Origin of the sequence: Paenibacillus sp. GCM10023252 (genome assembly GCF_042653305.1) — a bacterium.
Lineage (GTDB): Bacteria > Bacillota > Bacilli > Paenibacillales > Paenibacillaceae > Pristimantibacillus.
Window position 1 is genome coordinate 89767 of sequence record NZ_JBHSHW010000043.1, and the last position, 16869, is coordinate 106635.

Annotated in this window: 18 protein-coding genes; 14 read left to right on the forward strand and 4 right to left on the reverse strand. The window is 52.8% G+C overall.

Annotation, left to right across the window (positions count from 1 at the left end; translation table 11 throughout):
* Window positions 1–15 precede the first annotated feature (15 nt).
* The 8 genes from ACFO9Q_RS22545 to trhA all read left to right on the forward strand — a co-directional run bounded on the left by ACFO9Q_RS22545 (window position 16) and on the right by trhA (window position 5730).
* Complete coding sequence (locus ACFO9Q_RS22545) at window positions 16–354, forward strand: LapA family protein (RefSeq protein WP_379185826.1); 339 nt, start codon at window positions 16–18, stop codon at window positions 352–354.
* Complete coding sequence (locus ACFO9Q_RS22550) at window positions 351–1313, forward strand: TRM11 family SAM-dependent methyltransferase (RefSeq protein WP_379185827.1); 963 nt, start codon at window positions 351–353, stop codon at window positions 1311–1313. The genes ACFO9Q_RS22545 and ACFO9Q_RS22550 overlap by 4 nt, the downstream gene beginning before the upstream one ends.
* Complete coding sequence (locus tag ACFO9Q_RS22555; protein ID WP_379185828.1) at window positions 1310–1525, forward strand: hypothetical protein; 216 nt, start codon at window positions 1310–1312, stop codon at window positions 1523–1525. The genes ACFO9Q_RS22550 and ACFO9Q_RS22555 overlap by 4 nt, the downstream gene beginning before the upstream one ends.
* 211 nt (window positions 1526–1736) lie before the next feature.
* Window positions 1737–3143, forward strand: coding sequence for a glycoside hydrolase family 26 protein (locus tag ACFO9Q_RS22560; protein ID WP_379185829.1), 1407 nt, complete (start codon window positions 1737–1739; stop codon window positions 3141–3143).
* Between the two features lie 69 nt (window positions 3144–3212).
* Window positions 3213–3914, forward strand: a complete 702-nt coding sequence (locus ACFO9Q_RS22565; RefSeq protein WP_379185830.1) for a hypothetical protein — start codon at window positions 3213–3215, stop codon at window positions 3912–3914.
* A gap of 57 nt (window positions 3915–3971) precedes the next feature.
* Window positions 3972–4703 carry a pirin family protein gene (locus ACFO9Q_RS22570; RefSeq protein ID WP_379185831.1) on the forward strand — a complete coding sequence of 244 codons (732 nt, stop codon included), beginning with the start codon at window positions 3972–3974 and terminating at the stop codon, window positions 4701–4703.
* Window positions 4703–5053, forward strand: coding sequence for a hypothetical protein (locus ACFO9Q_RS22575; RefSeq protein ID WP_379185832.1), 351 nt, complete (start codon window positions 4703–4705; stop codon window positions 5051–5053). The genes ACFO9Q_RS22570 and ACFO9Q_RS22575 overlap by 1 nt, the downstream gene beginning before the upstream one ends.
* 38 nt (window positions 5054–5091) lie before the next feature.
* On the forward strand, window positions 5092–5730 hold the full coding sequence (gene trhA / locus ACFO9Q_RS22580; RefSeq protein WP_379185833.1) for a PAQR family membrane homeostasis protein TrhA: 639 nt from the start codon (window positions 5092–5094) through the stop codon (window positions 5728–5730).
* Between the two features lie 70 nt (window positions 5731–5800).
* Here trhA and ACFO9Q_RS22585 read toward each other — a convergent pair whose 3' ends face one another.
* Entirely contained in the window at window positions 5801–6583 is a 783-nt protein-coding gene (locus ACFO9Q_RS22585) for a lipase family protein (protein WP_379185834.1), read from the reverse strand.
* Between the two features lie 194 nt (window positions 6584–6777).
* Between ACFO9Q_RS22585 and ACFO9Q_RS22590 the strand changes: the two genes are divergently transcribed.
* A complete protein-coding gene (locus ACFO9Q_RS22590; protein ID WP_379185835.1) occupies window positions 6778–7755 on the forward strand; it encodes a Gfo/Idh/MocA family protein in 978 nt (325 codons plus the stop codon).
* A 39-nt stretch (window positions 7756–7794) separates the two neighbouring features.
* Here the strand turns inward: ACFO9Q_RS22590 and ACFO9Q_RS22595 are convergent, their stop codons facing one another.
* Window positions 7795–8997, reverse strand: coding sequence for a magnesium transporter CorA family protein (locus tag ACFO9Q_RS22595; RefSeq protein ID WP_379185836.1), 1203 nt, complete (start codon window positions 8995–8997; stop codon window positions 7795–7797).
* Between the two features lie 172 nt (window positions 8998–9169).
* On the opposite strand from ACFO9Q_RS22595, the gene ACFO9Q_RS22600 reads away from it, so the two are divergent.
* On the forward strand, window positions 9170–9730 hold the full coding sequence (locus tag ACFO9Q_RS22600; protein ID WP_379185837.1) for a hypothetical protein: 561 nt from the start codon (window positions 9170–9172) through the stop codon (window positions 9728–9730).
* A gap of 98 nt (window positions 9731–9828) precedes the next feature.
* On the opposite strand, the gene ACFO9Q_RS22605 is transcribed toward ACFO9Q_RS22600, so the two are convergent.
* Both ACFO9Q_RS22605 and ACFO9Q_RS22610 read right to left on the reverse strand, forming a co-directional pair.
* Entirely contained in the window at window positions 9829–11052 is a 1224-nt protein-coding gene (locus ACFO9Q_RS22605) for an NAD(P)/FAD-dependent oxidoreductase (protein WP_379185839.1), read from the reverse strand.
* Window positions 11053–11166: 114 nt separating this feature from the next.
* A complete protein-coding gene (locus ACFO9Q_RS22610) occupies window positions 11167–12102 on the reverse strand; it encodes an AraC family transcriptional regulator (RefSeq protein ID WP_379185840.1) in 936 nt (311 codons plus the stop codon).
* 203 nt (window positions 12103–12305) lie between these two features.
* On the opposite strand from ACFO9Q_RS22610, the gene ACFO9Q_RS22615 reads away from it, so the two are divergent.
* The 4 genes from ACFO9Q_RS22615 to ACFO9Q_RS22630 all read left to right on the forward strand — a co-directional run bounded on the left by ACFO9Q_RS22615 (window position 12306) and on the right by ACFO9Q_RS22630 (window position 16817).
* A complete protein-coding gene (locus ACFO9Q_RS22615) occupies window positions 12306–13478 on the forward strand; it encodes a galactokinase (protein WP_379185841.1) in 1173 nt (390 codons plus the stop codon).
* Between the two features lie 20 nt (window positions 13479–13498).
* Window positions 13499–14491, forward strand: coding sequence for a UDP-glucose 4-epimerase GalE (gene galE, locus ACFO9Q_RS22620; RefSeq protein ID WP_379185842.1), 993 nt, complete (start codon window positions 13499–13501; stop codon window positions 14489–14491).
* A 47-nt stretch (window positions 14492–14538) separates the two neighbouring features.
* A complete protein-coding gene (locus ACFO9Q_RS22625) occupies window positions 14539–16125 on the forward strand; it encodes a UDP-glucose--hexose-1-phosphate uridylyltransferase (RefSeq protein ID WP_379185843.1) in 1587 nt (528 codons plus the stop codon).
* 224 nt (window positions 16126–16349) lie between these two features.
* Window positions 16350–16817 (forward strand): hypothetical protein, encoded by a 468-nt coding sequence (locus ACFO9Q_RS22630; RefSeq protein WP_379185844.1) that lies wholly within the window; start codon window positions 16350–16352, stop codon window positions 16815–16817.
* Window positions 16818–16869 lie beyond the last annotated feature (52 nt).

The window sequence follows — 16869 nt, forward strand, 5'->3', positions numbered from 1 at the left end:
TAAGGGGAGATGAGTATGAGAGCACAAGGAGTATTGATTGCCGCTCTGCTGTTCGCCTTCATCACAGCGGGATTCGCTGTCATTAATGTGGATTCCGTGCAAGTGAACTTTCTGTTCGCGAAGACGCAGAGTCCCCTCATTCTCATTATACTGGCTTCGGTCCTGTTGGGCGGCTTGACAGTCGGGCTCTTCGGCGTCATCCGGCAGTATCGGCTGCAGCGGACTATTCGTGGGCTGGAGAAGCAGGTAGCCAAGCTTAAGGCAGAAGCAGATAGCAGGCTCGGTGCTGGCGCTGGAGTCCATGTGCCTGTGAAGACAGAGCCGAACGCTGCAGCAAGCGAAGCGACAGAATGAACAAGGCTGCTCCCTCGTACCACTCCTATCTCTATACCTTCGGCTGTCATGAGGATGAGGCGGAGCTGTGCAGGCTCGAGCTCAGAACGATGCTGGGCGTAGAGCCTAGAGCCGGCTATGTGCTGGCGGACATCCCTATTATTGCGAGCAGAAGCCCTTTCATCCGCGTGAAAATGACGGTACAATATGTAGGTGAGGATCTATCCTCTCTACAGCAGCAATTAAGGAAGATTGAACTGAATGGGCACACCTTCAAGGTCAGTTGCCTAGTCACCGATGAACCAATCAGCTATGATGAACAGCGGAGTCTGGAGCGTGCGGCCGGCGGAGCTATTGTCGGCAAGGCGCAGATGAAGGAGCCGGATCGGCTCTTCGGCTTGGCAAGAGTGGACGGGCAGTGGTTGTTCGGTGAGCTTGAGCTCGGAGATTCCGGATGGCTGAGCCGCAGCAGGAAGCCGCAGAACTACTCAACTGCTCTGCCTGCGCGAGCAGCAAGGGCGTTGGTGAACCTAGCGCTTGGCGGTACGATTACCGGCAAGAAGCTGATGGATCCATGCTGCGGGATGGGTACAGTATTAATAGAAGCTCTAACGATGGGCGCCGAGGCGGAAGGAATCGATCGGAATCCGTTAGCGGTTCGCGGGGCGAGAGTGAATCTTGCTCATTACGGGTATTCAACCGAGCTAGTCAAGCTTGGCGATATGCGGCTGCATTCGGGCCATTACGATGCTGTCATCGTAGATCTCCCATATAATCTCTGTTCCGTACTGTCCTCAGAGGAGCAGCTAGAGCTTCTAAGCAGCGCTTCACGTTATGCCGCAAGAGCGGTAGTGGTTGCAACGGAGAGGATTGACGAAGCACTCTCAGCAGCAGGATGGTTCATCTTGGATCAATGCGCGCTGCGGAAGGGCTCCTTCATTCGTTATATCTATATTCTAATAAGAGGTGAGAACACATGACAACCGAACCTACGAATCATGAAGATCAAGCTGAGCAGCAGCCCAAGAAGGTATCTCTGGCAGAAGCAGCGAAGCAGCGCTTGGCACAGAAGAAGCAGGCGCAAGGAGGCAACGCATTGCCAGGACAGAAGCATACAGCAGGCAATGGTCCGGCTATGAAGAGCCAGAATACGAAGAAGGTTAACAACCAGCGCAAGCGCATGGGCGTCTAATCTTCCGATCGTCCAATCATCCAGCACTGCCTAACGATTCAGCCGCCTAACGATCCAACCTCGAGCGAAGTGCTCGCAGGTTGGATTTTTTTTTTGTACCCAAGGGCAGGGAGAAGTAGAAGAAGCGGGTATAACGAATAGCAGGCTGTTAATGATGGATACTAGTGAGACCTGGTGTCTCCTATGCGTGCTCAACAGGAGGAATCATCGCTTGAAGGGATCCATCATTACACGAATAAGGCAGCGCTTCGTATTCCTTGCACTAGCTGTGTTCATCCTCGCTCTCCAGGCTGGAATTGCGGGCTATATCGGATATAACTCCTATCATGTCGTAGATACATCCGATTGGACCATTCATGCGGAGCTGAGTTCCTATACGCCGGCTAAGCTTGAACCGGAGCAAGGTGCCTACCTGGGTGCCTACGTTCTGCAGAATGCGGCGATTGGACACAGCATGTCGGAATACAACGAGCGGACGGGGAGAACCCATGCCAGCTTCTTCAAGTATGTCGGCTACGGTCAGCCCTTCCCAGCTGAATGGGTGGAGCAGGTGAAGGCGGAGGGGGCGTTCCCGCATATTGCCTGGGAGCCCAATGGCGGACTGCTGGCGGTTAAGGAGGATGAGTATCTGCGGGGCTTCGCCAAGGCGGCAGACGCGGCGGATGTGCCGATCTTCCTGCGCTTCGCCTCCGAGATGAACGGCAGCTGGACATCCTACAGCGGCAATCCCCAGCTGTACAAGGAGACTTGGAAGCTGGTGCATGACGTGTTCGAGGAGCTGGCCCCACAGGTAGCCATGGTCTGGACCGTACTGGCGATGCCTGAGCGTACGATCGAGCGCTACTATCCCGGAGACCGCTATGTCGACTGGGTCGGCGTGAATGTCTACAACGTCAAGTACCACAACAACAGCAAGAGCCATCGGGCCGACTTCGAGGATCCGCTAGACCTAATCAATACCGTGTACAACCGGTTCAGCCGCACGAAGCCCATCCAATTGTCCGAGTTCGGCGTGACGCATTATACCGTGACAGATGGGAAGAAGGACAATGACTTCGCTCGGGGTAAAATCTCAAGGCTATACCAGTCGCTTCCCAAGCTCTACCCGCGTGTGAAGGCGGTGTTCTACTTCGATGTGAACAACGTCGGAGAGCCTAATCCGAAGCGTCGTATCAATGACTATTCGGTAACGAGTGAGCAGGAAGTGCTGGAGGCTTACCGGCAATCTATAGCGGATGAGCATTACTTAAGCGGCCTTCCTGCCGAGCCGGCTTATGCCGGCACACTGCCGCTTCATACGCACAAGGAACACTTCACCTATCGGGGAAGAGTGTTCAAGGAGCGTGGGGTGTTGTATGCGGATGTCACCTTCTATGAACAATTATTGGGACTGAAGGTCGAGAAGCAAGGCAGACATGTGATCCTCACTCGCGGCGCAGGGAAGGCAGGACTCGCTGTGAAGACCACCAGCAAGCAGAGAAGAGCATGGGCAGGGTACCACTACATGAACTATGTACCGCTGTACCGTTCCCTTACTTCGCTGCCACTGGAAGATACCTTGCAACTGCTCGGATATGAGGTAGTTCTGAACGGAAATAACATCTGGATTGAGGAATGAATGAAGGCTATCCCCCGCATAATGAAGGTACACTTATTCTGTTCATTGATGAATCGGAGGGAAGGCGTTATGGCGGCTATTCAGCAGACTGGCATTCAGGTCAGCATCTACTTGCTGGCGGGTGTGGCTACGACATTAAGTGCGTTCAATGAATGCGGAAGGAAGCTCGACCGGATGTTCCGCGCGGACGGGCTGGAGCCAATCATCCATGTCATATTCCCATACGGGGATCATACCCGAAGTCTGATTCGTCAGCTGCTTGATGTCAGGACGGATCTGACAAGCTGGAAGACCGCCTCGCGAATAGGCGGACGCTATGCGCTTAACCAGATTAAGCGAACGTATGGAGGTCAACCGCTGCTGCTGATTGGTCACAGCGGAGGCGGGGTTGCCGCTTATCAAGCTGGCAGGATGCTCTATGAGGAAGGCATGACCAACAACTTCCGAATTGTGCAGGTTGGTTCCCCTCGAGTGCGAATAGCTCCGGAGCTTCAGAATAGGGTCTGTTACTTCCATTGCGTGGACAGCCGCGGGAAGGTGAAGGACCCTATCTCCCGAATTGGCAGCTGGGGAGGCTGGTCCTCTGAGCACGGGAAGATGCCCTACTGGAATCGTTATAAGTACGCGCCTGGCTATGTAAGCGGCATACCCGTTATCGGGGGGCATGCTGATTATTTTCGACATCTGAATCCTTATATTGACGGACAATCCATCTGCAACCTGGACAAGACGATTGACCGCGTACGCCGATGGTTGAAAGGCTCCGTGTGATTGCAGTACACTACAGAAGAGCAAGTCGGAAGCCTATAGGGCAGAGGAGGACTCTTCATGTTGGAGATAAGGAAGAACGAGACCCGTTACCACAAGCAGCTGGATTGGCTGGAGAGCTACCATAGTATGTCCTTCGGGGACTATTATGACCAGGACAACCGATTCTTCGGTCCCCTGTGTGTATTCAATGAAGATGTCATCGCGGGAGGCAGAGGCTTCGGCGCGCATCCCCATCGTGAGATGGAGATTATAACGATTGTGCTCAGCGGACAGCTGAAGCATGAGGATAGTACCGGACAGACAGCTGTGACGACCTTCGGCGGCGTACAGCGGATGAGTGCGGGAACAGGCATCATCCACTCCGAGGTGAATCCCACTGAGGATCCTGCCCATATCCTGCAGATCTGGATCACCCCTCAGACGAAGCGGCTGGAGCCTTCCTATGAGACTTCTTATTACGACACAGAGCGTCTCAGAGGGAACTGGCTGCCTGTCGTATCCGGTCAATCTCAAGGTGAGGGCATTGCCCATATTCATCAAGATACGACGTTATATATGAGCGAGCTTGGAGCAGGACAAGGGCTTATGTACGAATCTGCAGGCGGCAGGCTTCAATACTTGTTCGTTATTCATGGAGAAGCCAGTCTAACTATTGACGGAACCGAGCATCTGCTCGCTCGGGGTGATACGGTACGCTTGCGCGAGGAGAAGGCATTAGAGGTTCGTGGAATGAACTCAGGTGCCTTGATGCTTCTGATTGACCTTCCTAGAGAGGGAGGCGGAGCCTGATGAACAACGGGATTGAAGCTCCTGCATCGAAGCTGTTAATCAAGCTCGTCATTGGCCGGACACTTATTGATACAGAGGCACGCGGACTATCATTCCAGGTCAATCCCAACCCTTCAGGAGGCTGGTCCATTCGTGTGGAGGGGTTGACGGATGCCGATGTGCGTCTCCTGCAAGAGCAGCTGTCTTATCTCAACATCTTCTTGTTCGAGACGGACAGTACCCAGAGTGCGGGGATTCGCAAGTACTGGCTGTATGATAAGGAAGAGCCTAAGCTATCCTATGAAGAGCACTCTGGCACGACGATCATAGAGGTAGATTCGAAGGTAGCATACTCCAATGAAGGGGTGTAGCTTCGAGCTAAGCTGCAGGGGAACAAGGGAGCAGAGAGATGGCTAATACGCATACCTACTCGAAGCGCGAAGAAGTAGCGAATGCGATTACGCATGGCATAGGTGCAGGGCTCAGCATCGCTGCATTAGTTCTGCTCATTGTCTATTCTGCTCTGCAGGGTACGGCTCTTCATGTCGTCAGCTTCACCATCTACGGCACGACGATGCTGCTGTTATATTGCGCCTCTACTCTCGTCCACAGCTTCCCCGAGGGGAAGGCGAAGCGTGTATTCGAGGTGCTTGACCATTCCTGCATTTATGTATTTATCGCGGGTACTTATACCCCCATCTTGTTCCACATCGTCGGCGGAGCATTAGGATGGGTGCTGTTCGGCATCGTATGGGGCATTACGGTTGTTGGGGTCGCCTTCAAGGCGTTTTTTGCTTCCCGATATTTGTTCACCTCAACAATTGCTTATATTGCAATGGGGTGGATTATTGTATTTGCCTGGAAGCCGCTTACAGATCATCTCGCTCTCGGCGGACTCCAGCTTCTCATTGGCGGCGGAGTGCTCTACACGGTGGGCACGATCTTCTATATGTGGCGCAGCTTCCCTTATCATCATGCGGTATGGCATCTTTTTGTACTTGGAGGCTCGGTTCTCCATTTCTTCTGTATACTGCTATATATTTTATGATAATCTCCAGTGATTGAGTCTTCTTTTGCTCAATCACTTTTTTCATGTCGTATCACGAAGACTCCACACGTCACACCGGACACCAGCCAGGTGTCTCTGTACAAGCGGCTGCTGCAAAAGCAGGCTCTTCACGAGCAAGATCAGCGAAGTAATTAGGTAAAATGTGGTTGCCTGAGATAGAGCCCATCCGGAAGGAGCGCTTCACCTCGCCCTTCACATGCATATAATAATAGGTCTTCGTGGACTTCGGAGGCTGATAGATGAGAGTAGGCAGATGGGGGACAATGTCGAATTCATTCTGAAATCGCCAGTGGGCATCAATCTTGCGATTGTAAGTGCGTACATATCTGGGATCGCCGACCCGCGGGGCTCCGAACGTATATACAATAGGCGAAGAGAGGGACGAGTTCACGGCCAGATCCAGCGAAGCTAGTGTGGCGAGTGCTCCTCCCATGCTGTGACCGGTCAGGAACAGCGGCTTATTGTCCGGAAGCTTGGAGACAAGCGACAGGACGGCATCCCGAGTCGACATATAGATGTCCGTGAAGCCCTTGTGGGTAAGGCCTGCATCCTTCACCGGAGGATAGGACACCTGGTCTGCCATGAAGTCAGATACCCAATCGCTGGCGGAGCCGGATCCCCGGTAAGCAAGCACCGCAGCCCGCTCCGACTCCATGAGGAATCCGAACCACTCCTGGAGCTGATCATAGGCCGCCCCCTTGAACGTGCCGACAAGCGAATAGCCGCGCGGCATAATGAATAGTCCCTCTGTATTCAGGAATTGTACGTAAGTCTGACCGCATACGGCAGCGAGAAATAAGGCCGTACGAATATCTAACTGCTGCTTCCCCATCGCTTGCCCCTCCCAAGTTCAGTTCTGGCAGAGCATCGTGCCTCTTTGTTGTTGCATTATATGTCTGGGCGGGCAATTGGGAACTTGGCCTAGTCATTCATATAGGCGATAAGACATTCTTCCAGCCGTCTCTTGCTAGCGGTATAATGGTGTAAGGTACATACCTAGGCAAGACTCGGGAGGAGTAATATTATATGAAATTGCGAATTGGAATCGTTGGCACCGGCTGGTTCGGCCTTATGCATGCGGAGAAGCTTGCTGCCAGAGGAGATGTTGAAGTCCGTGCATTCTGCGGGACCAGTGAGGACAAGGCGGCAGCTGCGGCGCTGCCTTATAGGGATGCCAGAGGGTATTCATCCGTTCATCGCATGCTGGAGGAGCAGGAGCTTGACGCCGTCTATATCTGCGTCCCTCCGTTCGCTCATGGGGAGATTGAAGAGGCGTTAATTGAACGAGCCATCCCGTTCCTGGTTGAGAAGCCGATCGGCATGACTAGCGAATTGCCAGCGAAGCTGTTAAGCCGGATTCAGGAGCACGGACTCATCACTTCTGTCGGCTATCACTTCCGATACATGGACGGCACGCAGCGGGCCATGGAATTGCTGCAGGAGCGAACGCTGGCTATGGCTCTCGGCTATTGGATGGGTTCAATGCCGAAGATCGGCTGGTGGAGGAAGATGGAGGGGTCAGGCGGACAATTCGTTGAGCAGACTACACATATCGTCGATCTGCTTCGTTATGTTGCAGGTGAGATTACTGAGGTGTATGCGGCATTCGGGGAACGAGTGGTTGCGGGCTCGAACGAAGGGGTGACCGTTCCTGATGTCGGTACGGTAACGCTGAAGCTGGCAAGCGGTGCGGTAGCAACGATTAGCAACACTTGCGCGATTCCGGCCGGAGACCGTGCAGGACTTCATCTATATACGAATCGGGGAGTGCTTGAGCTCAGTCACAGCGGTCTAGTCTCTCTGGAACCAGGCGTTAAGACCGAGTATGCCAACCGAACGAATCCATATGAGACCGAGAATGAAGCCTTCCTTCATGCTGTTCGCACAGGCGATGCTTCTCTTATTCGTTCCAGCTATGAGGATGCCTATCGGACGCATCTCGTAACTCTGGCAGCCAACCAGTCGGCTCAGACTGGACTGCCCGTCAAGATTAATCAACCATAGGGTTACATAGCCAACTCCAGTAAGCTGCATTAAGCCAGCTTACTGGAGTTTTCTCATTCCGTCATTCCTTCTAGCTGTCTGCTTACTGCTTCCCCGGCTGCTGCGAGACAGCCCTTGTGCAGCAGCAGCTGGGCTGGTGCCGGCTTGTTCATCACTTGACGATCGAGCAGAGGGAGAGCCAGAGACTGTGGGTCGACGCTTCCGCTGCTTCTTATGCCCAATGAGCAAGTCTCCCGTCCAGCCCTTCTTCCATAACCAGGCGTAGATCCCTGATGTGAAGATGATGACAATTCCACACATGAAGGGGAATCCCCATGGCTCCTGAGCCCAAGGCAGCACCTTGTAGTTCATGCCCCACAAGGCTCCGACTACCGTGGCAGGGGTGAATAGGGCAGTGAATATCGTCAATGTCTTCATAATATCATTGCCTCTGAAGTTGGCTATCGCATCATCCATCGAGATTAATGTATCAATCTCCAGTGCATAATGCTTGAGCAGCTCTTCAATCCGCTCTAGCTTATGTGAGATTCGCTCGAAGCTCTCCGAGCCGGTTAAGCCTTCGAGGAAGGCTTCCTTCGCAGCTCCGTGCACTTCTCTGACAGGCAGGAAGAGATGACTCCAATGGAGCAGGTCGTACCGCCTCTCGAATATATCATCCATGAGTCCTGTCCGGTTGCGCACACGCATCGTGGTCTCCAGCTCGCCAAGCCTCGTCTCGAAGCCGTCCAAGCCTTGATGGAACACATCCAGCATCGCTCCGAGTATGATGAATAACGCTTCAGGCGCCGACCCGCATCTCTGAAGCTTGTCCGTGTGCTCGTCGTTCTGCAATTGAATTGTTAGACGGAGATCTTCATGCATCGTCACGAGTCTTGAAGGGGACAGCCAGAAGTGGAACGGCTGTATATCCGTCAATTGCTCAGAGCCTTGATACATCAGAGTTCCATACAGGACAGATTGACCTCCCTGCTGCTGGGCTACGGTAATCTGATTGGAGGTTCTGCCTTCACAAGCATCCATCCATAGTGCGCACTCAGGCAGCAGACGCTTCATGGCGAGTCGCTGTTCCTTGCGCTCAGCTTGCTGATCTTCCACTTGCTGTACTTGCTTCCGTACATGATCTTCGAATTCGCGAGCGGTGGCTTGTACCCGTCTCGGTAGTTCTGCTTGGGAACTCTGCTGCCTGTCCATCAGCAGGTGCCATTCCCAGCCTGCGGGGTAACGGAGCATTCGATGAACCATCGCTGTGCCTCCTGCTTGACCGAATTGCTAAATTTATACTTATCATACCCCGAAGAGCCCGCTCGCACAACTAGCAGGGGAGATTGATTTCCTTCCAATTCACCCTAAGCAATGTGATTTGCTTAGATGACATTGGGGTATAACAATGGTAATAAGAAGGAGGAGGATGACTATGACACGGAAGATTGGTATATTCTCAACCGAACAACAAGTGATTGACACAGTAACTGAATTGCAGCGTGAAGGATTCGCCAAGAGCGAGCTTCGTGTGTTCGCTAAGGATTATGAGCATTCCCGCAGAATTGAGACCGAGACCCATGTCCATGCGGATGAAGTGCTGGAGCTAATCAAGACTCGGAACGAGAGAGATCACAGTGGAGGTCCGGACATTCTGCTTGCTGCGGGAACGACTAGTGCGCCTTATATCGGAGGCAGTGCCGGGGTGTACGGCGGCGGCGGAGCAGGCTATAACGTAGCTCCAGGCATCGTAGCAGGCAATCTTGCAGGTGCTATGGAGGAGGTCGACTCTTACTCCCAGGCCCTTAGAACTCTGGGGCTCAGTAATTCAGAGGCATCAACTTGCGGAGAGGCGATTCACGACGGAAGGTATGTTGTTGTTGTAGAGACGGATAGCAGCGCTTCCTTAGTTGATCAGGACGGAGGGCCTGATCTATCTAGGCTGAGTACGGCCGAAGCCGTCTATCGGAGAACCGGAGCGACAACGATCGCTTAGAGCAAGGAATCGAGCGGAATTCGTATAACGATTACGCAGCATAAGGAAGCTCCAGCTCCAGCTCCCGTTCACGGGGGAGCTGGAGCTTTTTCTATCGGTTAGCGGTCCAGCCTGACAATGGATGCAAGAGGATGAGTCTTGCCTTGGATAGCATCTCTAATAATCTGCGAGCCCAGCATGCTGTACACCGTTCCGTTACCTCCATAGCCAAGGCAGTAATATACACCATCCCGCTCGGGATCCTTCCCGATGAAGGGCAGTCCATCCACAGACTCTCCGAATGTAGCGCTCCATTCATACGCCAGAGAGCTGTTCAGCTCCGGGAAGAGCGCATGGAGCCGATGCTCGAGCTTGTCCGTTCTCTTGTGACGGGATCGGTCGCCTTGGACAGGCTCGGGGTACTCCTCATCCAGTCCTCCAATGACGATACGGCCGTCCTCCGTTGTCCGCAAGTATAAGTAAGGCCTCGCCGACTCCCACAGCATCCACTTCTGATGCCAGCTGGAATTCAGGAGCTCGGAATCCTGTACTTCCGTGACCCCGGCGAACGAACGATTCATCTCCGCCTTGATTAAGTTGCCCCTGAGCTCTTCGGGCTCATAGCCGACCGCATAGATGACGTGCTCTGCTTCAATAACATGTCCGCTTGAAGTACGAAGCCTGTGCAGCCCTTCATGCTGATCATGAAGGTGCTCGATAATGTCGGTATGCTCATGAATGCCGAGTCCAGACCGGGTCGCATATTCGGCAAGCTGGGTAACGAACTTAGCCGGATTAACCTCCGCATCGCCGTGTGTGACGATGGCAGCTGGCTTGCTGAATGGGAAGTGCGCCTTGATCTGCTCCTCAGTCCATAACTCTACCGAGAGTCCAGCTTCTCTTAACGCTTCATATTCCTCAACCAGCATAGCAACATCACTCTCTGTGCTTGCATAATACAGACTGCTCCTAGGGTAGAAGGCGGCGCCGGTCAGCTTCGCCGCGGCTGCTCCTAAGTCCTGTACAGCCTGAAGGCAGCCTCGATAGAAGCTGACAGCCGATTGTTCACCAATCTGCTTGGTAAGCTGCGTTAATGTGATGTCATTGCAGAACTGCAGCAGCCCTGTGTTAGCTGATGTACTCCCTCCTGCGATCTCACCTCGTTCAATGACGAGTGCAGCAATGCCGCTCTCTGTCAATGTGTATCCGCACACGACACCGGACATCCCTCCTCCTACGATGGCCACCTTCGTCCGAAGATGATCATTCACCTGCGGATAGGAAGCAGTATGCTCGAGTGTAGTCGGCCAGTATAGGCTGCCGGTATGTAACCTTCTCATCATTGGAATCCCCCTAGCTTAGTATGTGCAGCTGAGCAATTAATACCCCTTAGATGGATGAAGGAAACAGGCGGAACGTCAGACAGCTCCAATGCTTAAGGTATGGCCTCATACGGCCTATTCCATCTTGCGGACAGACTCTCGATAGGCGGTGGGGGACTCTCCATAGAGCTTGCGGAACTGCTTGGAGAAGTAGAGCGCATCCTGCAGTCCCACGGAAGCGGCAATCTGTTCTATGGTCAATTCTTGACGCTGGCGAAGGAGCTGGCGAGCCTTATCTAGACGGAAGCGAAGAAGGAAGGTGACGGGCGACAGCTCTGTCCTCTGCTTGAACACCCTGGACAGGTAAGCACGGTTGTAGCCGAGGGAATCAGCCATCCTCTCCATCGAGACGGGTTCCGCATATTGAGTCGACAAGTAATGAACCATCTGCTTCACGAGCTGTTCATTGCTGCGGCCTCCCGCACTCGGGTCAAGGGTCGACCCCTTCCCTTGCGCAGCAGCATACTCGCCGAACAGGAGCTGGAGATAACCGGAGGCTCTAAGGTGAGCGGATGCTCCCCCTTCTCTGAACGTACGATAGATCAGATGGTACAGAGCGCTGACCCGTCGATTCTGCCCGGTGTCCAGTACAGCTTGTCCTGATCCACCTCCTGGTTCATCTCCTGGTCCACGTCCTAGTCCACCTACAGCTGTGCCTCCCGTTGCAGCAGCAAGCTGACTTGCGGCAAGCGAGCCGGAGAAGGCAATCCAGCGGTATCGCCAAGGATCCTCACGATCAGAGGAATAGCTGACGAGCTGCTCAGGCGCAATAATGAACGTATGTCCCTCTCGAAGCTCGTACTGCTCGTCCGCGCATTCGAAGATGCCTCTTCCCGATAATACGAAGTGCATGAGATACAGGTCGAATACCTTAGGACCTAGCCTGTGACCAGGCCGAGTCTGGCTTTCTCCTGCGAACAGCACATTCATATACTCATTGAGCACAATAGTCGGATTAGAAGCGATCGTATAGGTTTCGGGTTGAATGGTATCGCCATCTTTTTTAACCATATCTTCACACCTGCTTTGGAGGATGGAGTCGGATTATTATTTTGCGCATAGTTAGCATGATAACATGTATCCTCTTGAGTGATAAGTCACATATGTCCATGTGCACATCATTTTCAGCCATTTTGTTTTGAACCGGGGTAGACTATACTTAAGCTATGAATAACTAAGGACACTATCTTATACGAAGGAAAGTGATATCAGACATGGCCAATCTCCAAGAGCTGACGAAGCACTTCTTAGAGCTGTACGGCGAAGATTCAGAAGCCGTATCCGTATTCCACGCCCCAGGCAGGGTGAACCTCATTGGTGAGCATACCGATTACAATGGAGGATATGTATTCCCGGCCGCCTTAACCTTCGGCACAACGCTGCTCATCCGCAGGCGCGCGGATCAGAAGCTAGGTCTGGCAACGACGAACTTCGAGCTGACGAAGCAGTTCGATATTAACACAGTCGTATACGACGCAGTGGATGACTGGATGAATTACCCGAAGGGTATCGTATATGAGCTGCAGCAGGCGGGACTCAGCTACACGAGCGGCTATGATCTGCTCTATCATGGCGAGATCCCTAACGGTGCGGGCCTTAGCTCCTCCGCTTCGATCGAGGTCGTGACCGCGTATGCTCTACTGACGATGGAGAATCAGCCGATTGACAAGGTGAAGATCGCCTTGCTGGCACAGAAGTCCGAGAATGAATTCAACGGGGTACAATGCGGCATCATGGATCAATTCGCCGTAGCGAACGGGAAGAAGGATCACGCCATTCTGCTCATGTGCGACACGCTCGAGTATGACCTCGTGCCCTTCCAATCCGGCAGCTACAAGCTGGTTATCGGCAATACGAACAAGCGCCGCGGTCTCGTCGATTCCGCCTACAACGAACGTCGCAGCCAGTGCGAGCAAGCGGTCAAGGATCTTCAAGTCCAGTTCCCGGATATCACCCTGCTTGGCCAGATTAATCTGGAGCAATTCAACAGCGCTAAGCATCTGATTCAAGATGAAGTCGTTCGCCGCCGCGCCCAGCATGTCGTGGAGGAGATTGACCGTGTCCTGCAATCGATGGAGGCTCTGAAGGGGGATAATCTGGAGAGATTCGGTCAGCTCATGAACGCTTCTCATGATTCCCTTCGTGATCTATATGAAGTAACTGGTGCAGAGCTTGATGCTATGGTTACAGCTGCCCGCAAGGTTAAGGGCGTATTGGGATCCCGGATGACAGGGGCAGGGTTCGGCGGCTGCACGGTATCGCTCGTTCATGAAGACAGCATCGACCAGTTCATTAGTGAGGTCGGTCAGGAGTATACAGCAGCAACAGGGCTCACACCGGACTTCTACGTCTGCAGCATCGGTAACGGAGTAGAGAAGCTGGTCTAATTCGGAGAGGAGAGATAAGGATGGCGGTACTGGTAACAGGAGGAGCTGGATATATCGGTTCACATGCGGTAGCTGCGCTGCAAGAGCGCGGGGAAGAGATTGTGATTGTTGATAACCTGCAGCAAGGGCATCGCGAGGCGCTGCTGGGCGGCAAGCTGTATGTCGGAGATCTGAGAGATGCAGACTTCATGGATACGGTGTTCAAGGAGAACCAGATTGACGCGGTCATTCACTTCGCGGCGAATTCACTGGTCGGCGAGAGTATGCAGAATCCAGGTAAGTATTATCACAACAATGTGTATGGAACTCTATGCCTCCTTGACAAAATGAACGAATACGGCGTGCGCAGAATCGTATTCTCATCCACAGCTGCTACTTATGGAGAGCCAGAGAACGTGCCGATTGATGAATATGATCGCACGAAGCCTACGAACGCTTACGGCGAGACGAAGCTCGCGATGGAGAAGATGATGAGCTGGTTCGATTCCGCTCATGGCATCAAGTACATCTCTCTGCGCTACTTCAACGCAGCAGGCGCTCATGAGAGCGGTAAGATCGGTGAGGACCATCACCCTGAGACGCATCTCATCCCGATTGTCTTGCAAGCGGCACTTGGTCAGCGGCCTCATATCTCTGTGTTCGGTGAAGATTACAGCACGCCGGATGGCACGTGCATCCGCGATTACATCCATGTGAGCGATCTAGCTGATGCACATGTACTCGCTGTGGATCGACTTCGCGAAGGCAAGGAGAGTGCCGTCTACAACTTAGGTAACGGACAAGGCTTCTCCGTTAAGGAAGTAATCGAGATTGCCCGTCAGGTGACCGGACGTGAGATCAAGGCAGTCATGGAACCGCGCCGTGTCGGCGATCCGGCAACGCTCGTAGCTTCCTCCCAGCGCGCCCGTACAGAGCTCGGCTGGAACCCGACGAGGAACAAGCTGGAAGATATTATTCTAAGCGCGTGGAGATGGCATGAATCCCATCCCGCAGGCTACAACGATCAACGTTAGGTAAGAGGGCTGTGCACAGCACAGCGCGGAAGGAGCTGCCATACATCATGACAGAGCAATACGAAGCGCCAAGCGCTGAACTGACGCTGTTAACCATCGAGCGTCTAGTTCAGTTCGCTAGACAGAATGGCTTATTGAAGGATCTAGATCTGCATTATGCACGCAATGAACTGCTGGCGCTATTCGGCTTCAGCGAGCCTCTCGAAGGCAAGGTGCCGGACGAAGAGCTAGACAGTGCGGTTCCTCTGCTCGAGATCTTGCTGGACTACGGGTACTCAATCGGTCTGATTCCGGACAATATATTGACCTATCGAGACTTGCTGGATGCCCGAATTATGGGTCTGCTCATGCCGCGGCCTTCAGAGACCGAGGCGATGTTCCGCCGCAAGGCAGAGCTGGAAGGCCTGCCGAAGGCGACCGACCAATTCTATAAGCTGAACATCGATTCCAACTACATTCGGATGGATCGTATCGCGAAGAATAAGCGATGGCTGCAGGCTACAGACTATGGCAATCTGGAGATTACGATTAACCTGTCGAAGCCGGAGAAGGACCCTAAGGAGATTGCGCTGCTGAAGACACTGCCTCCTGCGCGCTATCCGAAGTGCTTGCTCTGCGCAGAGAACGTAGGCTATGCCGGACGAGCCGACCACCCAGCACGCCAGAATCTTCGGATTCTGCCCCTCACCCTACAGGGTGAGCAGTGGTACTTCCAATACTCGCCGTATGTGTACTATAACGAGCACAGCATCGTCTTCAAGGGCGCGCATGAACCGATGGTCATCTCTCATCAGTCCTTCGCGAGACTGCTGGACTTCGTAGAGCAATTCCCGCATTACTTCATCGGCTCCAATGCCGATCTCCCGATCGTCGGCGGTTCAATTCTAAGCCATGATCACTTCCAAGCGGGACGTCACATCTTCCCTATGGAGACAGCGCCTATCGAAGCCTTGTTCACCGATCCGCTGCAGCCTGGGGTGAAGGCAGGCATTGTGCGCTGGCCAATGTCCGTCGTGCGAGTGAATGGATCGTCCAAGGAAGCGGTACATGCGATGGCTTGCAAGATATTGGATGAATGGCGTCAATACGATGATCATGAGGCAGATATCCATAGCTTCAGCGAGCATACGGACGGCAGCCGCATTCCTCACAATACGATTACGCCGATCGCTCGACTTCGCGACAATGGAGAGTATGAAGTGGATCTCGTTCTACGCAACAATCGTACGAGCGAGGAGCATCCAGATGGAATCTTCCATCCTCATCAGCAGCTTCATCATATTAAGAAGGAGAACATCGGACTGATTGAAGTGATGGGTCTTGCTGTTCTTCCTGGCCGGCTCAAGACAGAGCTGGAGCAGATCGCTCGATTGTTGACGGAAGAGCATGAGGATATCGCGGGTATTGGAGCCGATTCGGCTCATTCTCTGCACAAGCATGCCGAATGGATTGCTTCCCTGCTGGAGCGTTACGGCAGCAGGCATACTGCTGAACAAGCAGCCCTTATTGTAGAACAAGAGACAGGCCGTAAGTTTGCTCAAGTGCTGGAGGACGCGGGCGTGTACAAGCGGACCGAGGCAGGTCTCCAGTCGTTCAGCCGATTCTTAACCAGCATAGGATTACACAGCCTGTAACTGGACCATACGCGGGCTCACATCTGAACGAGGTGAGCCCGCGTTTTTTTTTACCCTCAAGTACCACGCTTTATGCCATAATAAATTGCTTTTAAAAAGATTTATGAGTAAATTTTAAATTGTAAAGACAAAAATATTATGGTATTTTTTATATAAAAGTATTTTAAGTTATGTTACTTTTGCTAGGCGGAACGGCTTCATATTAGAACGGAGGGATTGTGACGATGTCAGTGCAAATTATGCCGCTTGATGACTTCCTCAAGCTTAACTCAGAAGAGCAAGTGGAGAATCTGAAGCGATGGAAGATGGATTATAACCTTAAGGATATTAGAGATGCTTGGGGCTTCAAGCATTCTGCGCAATACTATATGCTGCTTAAGAAGCTGCGCATCTATGAACGCGTTGTCAATAAGTCAGACAAGTTCTTCCCGGACCAGCTATTGAATCAATCAAGCGGGGGCAATGATCACAATTGGAGACCTCAAGCTCCTTATCTCGTACCGGAAGTGAAGCTTCCTTCAGATCAATTCAATTATCAGCTTAACACAACACTCTCCGGGCCAGAGCTCGCTGAGAAGCTAGACCGAGTTGCCCAGTTCCTCAGAGGAGAGAACAAGCAGATTGCGATTAAGCTTACGATTGAAGCGGCAGATGAGCAAGAGAGCGCGTCTGAGCAGCATCCAGACAATTAATTAAGAAGACCGAGGGATTCCCCTCGGTCTGATTTTTTTATAACTATGTCGA